This window comes from Mitsuaria sp. TWR114 (assembly GCF_007997345.1).
The window spans coordinates 1-2,966 of sequence record NZ_VOSR01000958.1; the positions used below are offsets into that span (position 1 = coordinate 1).

The window sequence follows — 2,966 nt, forward strand, 5'->3', positions numbered from 1 at the left end:
GCTCGCGCTGGCCGCGGCGGCGATCGCGCTGGTCGTCTACTCGATCCGCCGCCGCTGGCTGCTGGCCGAGCTGCTGGCGATCAAGACCGAACAGGGCTGGGCATGAGCACCGGCCGCCGCCTGTCCATCCTCGCCGAGGAGGACGACGACCCGATGCTGTCCGCGGTGAACCTGGTGGACGTGTTCCTGGTGCTGGTCGTCGCGCTGCTGACGGCGGTCGCGCTGCAGCAGCAATCGCATGCGAACGAAACGGTGATCCGCAACCCCGGTCAACCGGGCATGGAGATCGTCGTCCGCAAGGACGGGCAGGAGATCAAGTACCGCGGCAACGGCGGCAGCGCCGAAGGCCAGGGGGAGCGCGCCGGCGTCGCCTACAAGATGAAGGACGGCTCCATCATCTACGTGCCCGAAGCCGGTGAGGCCGGCGCGGCCGGAACGCCGGGCGGCTCGCCCGCGGCCACGCCGGCCGGTCCCACGGGCCCTGCTGCGGGCGGCGGTCGCGGCGCCGCGGCGGCCCCCGCGCCGACGACGGCCGGAACGCCTCAGCCATGAGCGTCCGCGCCCTGCTGGCCCGCTGCCTCGCGGCCGCGGCCCTGAGCTTCTGCGCGGCGGCATCGTGCGCGCCCGCGACCGCGGGCGGCGCGGCCGCCGGCACTCCGGTGCTCTTCCTCAGCGTCGACATCACGCCCGCGGCCAAGCACGCGCTGCTCGAGCGCGAGGGAAAGGCCGCCGGCTTCGCAGTCCGGCAGATCGAGTACCCGCTGCGCGGCGCGCCCATCGAGCAGGATCCCGCGCTCGACCGCGCGCTGCGCGAGGCCGCGCTGGTCTGGGTCGACATCCCGCATGCGACCGCCGAGGCGCGGCTGCGCCCGATCGTCGACGCCGCGCTGCGGCGCGTCGGCAAGCCGGAGGCGCAGGTGCTGTGGATCCCCGCCGGCGAGCCCGCCGCCAGCGACCGCAGCCTGCGCGCCTACCTGCAGGCCGGCGGACCGACCAACACGCGCACCGCCTTCGCGCTCGCGCGGGCGCAGCTCGCGGGCACGCCCGCACCCGACCTCGGCCCACCGCAGTTGATCCCGCAGCGCGGCATCCACTACCCCGGCGCGCCGCGGCTCTTCGCCGACGCCGCCGAGTTCCGCGCCTGGGCCGCGCAGCAGGGCCTGCGCGGCGAGCCCGTGGCGCTGCTGCTGCACCGCTACCACTTCGTCCAAGGCAACACCGCCTGGCTGGACCGCTGGCTCGCGATGTTCCGCGAGCGCGGCCTGCTCGCCTACGCCGCCTTCAGCGGCCAGCTCAGCGACCAGCCGCTGTCGGCGCTGCTGGAGCGCGACGGCCAGGTCCAGGCCCGCGTGATCGTCAACCACAGTCTGCTGCCGCAGGGCGCCAGCCTGCAGCCCACCTTCGAGCGCTGGGGCGTGCCGGTGCTGCAGACGCAGCCCTACCGGCAGGACCAGGCCGCGGCCTGGGAAGGCAGCGAGACCGGCCTCTCGCAAGCCGACATTCCGTTCTACTTCGCGCAGCCGGAGGCGGCGGGCCTGATCGATCCGGTCGTCGTCGTCGCCCATCCGAAGCGGGGCGAGCCCGAACTCATCGACCGCCAGGCCGCCAGCGTCGCCGGCAAGGCCGCGCGCTGGATCGCGCTGCAGACCCGGTCCAACGCCGACAAGCGGCTGGTGGCCTTCGTCTACAACTATCCGCCCGGCGGCAGCAACTTCGGCGCGTCCTTCCTCAACGTGCCGCGCAGCCTCGCGCGCGTCAGCGAGGGGCTGAAGGACGCTGGCTACGCCGTCACGCCGAAGGCGGAGGCGGACTGGATCGCCGGCCTCAAGCCGCTGCTCTCGGCCTACTACCCCGGCACCGACCTGCAGGCCCTGCTCGACGCCGACCAGGCCGAGGCCTTGCCGCTCGCGCGCTACACCGCCTGGTTCGACGCGCTGCCCGCCGCGGTGCGCGATCCCATGGTCGCCAAGTGGGGCCCGCCCGCGAGCAGCCGCTATGTCGTGCGGCAGCGCGGCGAGCCGGTCTTCGTCATCCCGCGCCTGAAGCTGGGCGCGCTGACCGTGCTGCCGCAGCCGCCGCGCGAGGAGACCCTGCGCAACGGCCAGGATCCCTTCATGCATCGCAGCCGCACGCCGCTGTCGCATCACTACCTCGCCACCTACCTGTGGGCGCGGCAGGCCGACGCGATCCTCCATTTCGGCACGCACGGCACGCAGGAGTGGGCGCCGGGCAAGCTGCGCGGTCCCGACGTGTGGGACCCGGTCTGGCTGCCGCTGGGCGACACGCCGGTGATCTATCCCTACATCGTCGACAACCTCGGCGAGGCGCTCACCGCCAAGCGCCGCGGCCGCGCGCTGATGGTGAGCCACCGCACGCCGAGCTTCGCGCCGGCGGGCTTCAACGCGGGCATGGCCCACATGCATGAGCTGATGCACGAGTGGGAGACGGTCGATCCCGGCCCGACGCGCCAGGGGCTGGAGCGCCGCATGCTGCAGCAGTTCGTCGAGCACAACCTGCACCGCGACCTGGGCTGGAGCGCCGAGCGGATCGCGGCCGACTTCAGCGGTTTCCTGGAACTGCTGCATCCCTACCTGGACCGCCTGGCGCAGAGCTCGCAGCCCAAGGGGCTGGCGGTCTTCGGCGTGGTTCCGGACGAGGACCAGCGCCGCGGCTCGATCCTGCAGCTGCTGCGCGTGCCCTTGATCGAGGCGCTGGGCGAGGACATCGACGAGGCCTTCCTGATCAACCACGAGGGCGTCGCGAAGGCGCGGCCGGCCCGCTGGCTCGATGTCGCGCTGAAGGACGCGCAGGCGGCCAGCCAGCTCGACCTGCGACCCTCCGCCTGCGTGGCCGTGGGCACACCGGCGGCGGCGTCGGCGCTCGGCCGTGGCGGCCGAGGCGAAACACGCAGCAGCTGCGTCGGCGTCCGCGTCTGCGGGTGCGACGTCCACGGCCTCGACGCCGGC

At 73.8% G+C, this 2,966-nt stretch carries 2 protein-coding genes; both read left to right on the top strand.

What is annotated here, in order from left to right:
• Window positions 1-102: 102 nt before the first annotated feature.
• Window positions 103-552, top strand: coding sequence for a DUF2149 domain-containing protein (locus FUT87_RS26280; RefSeq protein WP_091721308.1), 450 nt, complete (start codon window positions 103-105; stop codon window positions 550-552).
• On the top strand, window positions 549-2,966 hold a 2,418-nt coding region (locus FUT87_RS26285), incomplete at its 3' end, for a cobaltochelatase subunit CobN (protein WP_186830774.1). The genes FUT87_RS26280 and FUT87_RS26285, both read left to right, overlap by 4 nt.

What these genes read in the sequence shown, in the direction of transcription:
- FUT87_RS26280 (WP_091721308.1), top strand. Translation starts at nt 103, where the DNA reads ATGAGCACCGGCCGCCGCCTGTCCATCCTCGCCGAGGAGGACGACGAC.